We start from the raw sequence: 2224 nt of genomic DNA, 5'->3' as shown, positions 1-2224 counted from the left end.
CTACCGGACCACCGAATACGCCTCGATCGATCCGGAGGCGACGATCGCCGTGCTGCCGGTGGCGGCGATCGAGCAGCATGGCCCGCATCTGCCTGTCTCGACCGACACCTCGATCATGAACGGCATGCTCGACACGGTCATTTCGCGTCTGCCCGACGATCTCGACATCCGCATCCTGCCGGTTCAGGCGGTGGGCAAGTCGAACGAACATCTGCACGCGCCGGGCACCCTCACTTTGCCGGCAACGACGCTGATCGAAGCCTGGACCGAGCTTGGCCTGTCGATCGCGCGCGCTGGCGTGCGCAAGCTGGTCGTGGTCAATTCGCATGGCGGCAACGAGGAGATCATGGGCATCGTCACGCGCGAATTGCGCGTGCGCGGAAAGATGCTGGCGGTAAAGACCAGCTGGCAACGGTTCGGCCGCCCGGCCGGCATGTACACCGAACTGGAGGACCGCCACGGCATCCATGGCGGCGATGTCGAGACCTCGCTGATGCTGCATTTCCGGCCGGACCTCGTCGACATGGCCAAGGCCGACAATTTCGTTTCCAATGTCGCCAAAGCCGAAAACGAACTTTCGCTCCTGCGCCACACCGGCACCCATGCCTTCGCCTGGATCGCCAGCGATCTCAACCCGAACGGCGTCGTCGGCGATGCCAGCATCGCGACGGCGGAGAAGGGCCGGCTGACGGCGGAATATCAGGCCGACGGCTTCATCAGCCTGCTGCGGGATGTGCGCAAGGCGAAGCTCGCGGACTGGTTGACGTAGCCTCCAAACCAGTGGTCTGGCATCGAAAGGCAAGCGCTGTCCTCTTGAACAAACCAGGCGACGGAGGGCGTATCTGACAATCGCGCTTTTGGACAAGAGATTTCCGCACAAGAGATTTTGACAAACTTTGCCAAAACGGACCATACTGGACGAGATATGGAGGCCAGTATGGCAACGATGAACGTATCATTGCCCGACCCGATGAAAGATTGGGTGGAGGCGCAAACCGAAACGGGCCGTTACGCCAACGCGAGCGACTATGTGCGCGATTTGATCCGTCGGGATCAGGAGCGCAATGACAAGATTGCCGCCATGCAGCGCTTTGTCGACGATGGCTTGAAGAGTGGCATCGGCAATCGATCCAGGGACGCGCTTTTCACGGAGGCGGTTAAACGCGCTGAAAAGCCATCCGGCAATGGGTAGTGGGATTTCGCCTTTCTTTAGCTGCGGAAGAGGACATCGTCGGTATTGCCGAGCAAGGGGTGCGCCTGTTCGGGCGCTGTGCAGGCCAGACAGTATCATGACGAGTTGTTCACGATCTTTGACCTGATCGCTGCCAGTCCCCGAATAGCGCGGGAGCGGCTTGAATTGGCGCCACCGATGCGTATCCATCCCTTCAAAGCCCATCTTGTCGTCTACCGGATCGAAGCCGACGACGACGTGTTCATTGTCCGGATACGGCACGGGCATGAAGATTGGGCGAATGAAGGCACCCGATAATCGAACAACGACATGGGGGCAGCTAGCTGTCGATCCTCAGCGCGAAGGGCGTGCCTTCAAAGGCATCCGCACCGCGGCCGATCGATTCGATCGCCTCGATCATGCGGCCGTTGCGATCAAGCAGCGCATCGGCCACCGCGATCAGTCGCGGATTGGGTGTTGCCGAGGGCGACAGCGCCCGCAGCGTCCGCGCCAATTCGGCCTCGTCGCGTTTCGGCGCCAATGCGGCCGCGATGATATAGGCCGAAGCCGTCGAGCGGCTGATGCCGGCATAGCAATGCACGAGCATCGGCCTTGCCCGGTCCCAGCGGCGCGCGAAATCGAGCAGGTTGCGGACATGCTCCTCGCCGGGCATGGTCATGCCGTCCTGCGCCGCCGCGATGTCATGCATGACCAGATGCAGATGATTTTCTTTCGATATCGAGGCCGGCCGGACCACCGCCGTTCCGGCGGCAAGCAGCGACAGCATGCGGTCGGCGCCGCTCCTGGCCACCGTTTCCTCGATCTTTGCCAGCGAGCAGACATGGATCATTGTTTCGAACCCTTCGATTGAAGCTCGCGCCGCGACGCCCATTCGGCAAGAACGGTCTCGAGCCGCTGCCATTCCTCCTCACTCCCCGGCAGGCCGGCGCGCAGAACGTCAGGCCGATCGGCAAAATGGCGAAGCAGAATGCCGCGCCCGCCGAGCGCGGCAAACAAATCGGCAGCATGCGGTAGGCGAAGAAAACGGAACAG

Annotated in this window: 3 protein-coding genes and 2 pseudogenes; 3 read left to right on the top strand and 2 right to left on the bottom strand. The window is 61.6% G+C overall.

All coding sequences use genetic code 11. The annotated features are described in order from the left end of the window. The 3 genes and pseudogenes from EN984_RS31865 to EN984_RS31855 all read left to right on the top strand — a co-directional run. Nucleotides 1-769: creatininase family protein (locus tag EN984_RS31865; RefSeq protein WP_164765798.1), on the top strand; the 769-nt coding region annotated here is incomplete at its 5' end. A 168-nt stretch (nt 770-937) separates the two neighbouring features. After that, nucleotides 938-1192, top strand: a complete 255-nt coding sequence (locus tag EN984_RS31860; protein WP_127271993.1) for a type II toxin-antitoxin system ParD family antitoxin — start codon at nt 938-940, stop codon at nt 1190-1192. Beyond that, a pseudogene (locus tag EN984_RS31855) lies at nt 1192-1489 on the top strand (type II toxin-antitoxin system RelE/ParE family toxin). The gene EN984_RS31860 and the pseudogene EN984_RS31855 overlap by 1 nt, the downstream one beginning before the upstream one ends. A 22-nt stretch (nt 1490-1511) precedes the next feature. On the opposite strand, the gene EN984_RS31850 reads toward EN984_RS31855, so the two are convergent. Further along, nucleotides 1512-2021 (bottom strand): tyrosine phosphatase family protein, encoded by a 510-nt coding sequence (locus EN984_RS31850; protein WP_127272559.1) that lies wholly within the window; start codon nt 2019-2021, stop codon nt 1512-1514. Continuing rightward, nucleotides 2018-2224, bottom strand: a pseudogene (locus EN984_RS38375) (threonine-phosphate decarboxylase); the annotation flags it as partial. The pseudogene EN984_RS38375 and the gene EN984_RS31850, both read right to left, overlap by 4 nt.

Origin of the sequence: Mesorhizobium sp. M7A.F.Ca.CA.004.12.1.1 (assembly GCF_003997835.1) — a bacterium.
GTDB lineage: Bacteria > Pseudomonadota > Alphaproteobacteria > Rhizobiales > Rhizobiaceae > Mesorhizobium.
Note: the sequence above shows the minus strand (reverse complement) of the source record. Positions and strands in the feature narration are given on the sequence as shown.

Bases quoted from the DNA above. Each gene is read 5' to 3' on its own strand.
- EN984_RS31860 (WP_127271993.1), top strand. From the start codon at position 938: ATGGCAACGATGAACGTATCATTGCCCGACCCGATGAAAGATTGGGTG.
- EN984_RS31850 (WP_127272559.1), bottom strand. From the start codon at position 2,021: ATGATCCATGTCTGCTCGCTGGCAAAGATCGAGGAAACGGTGGCCAGG.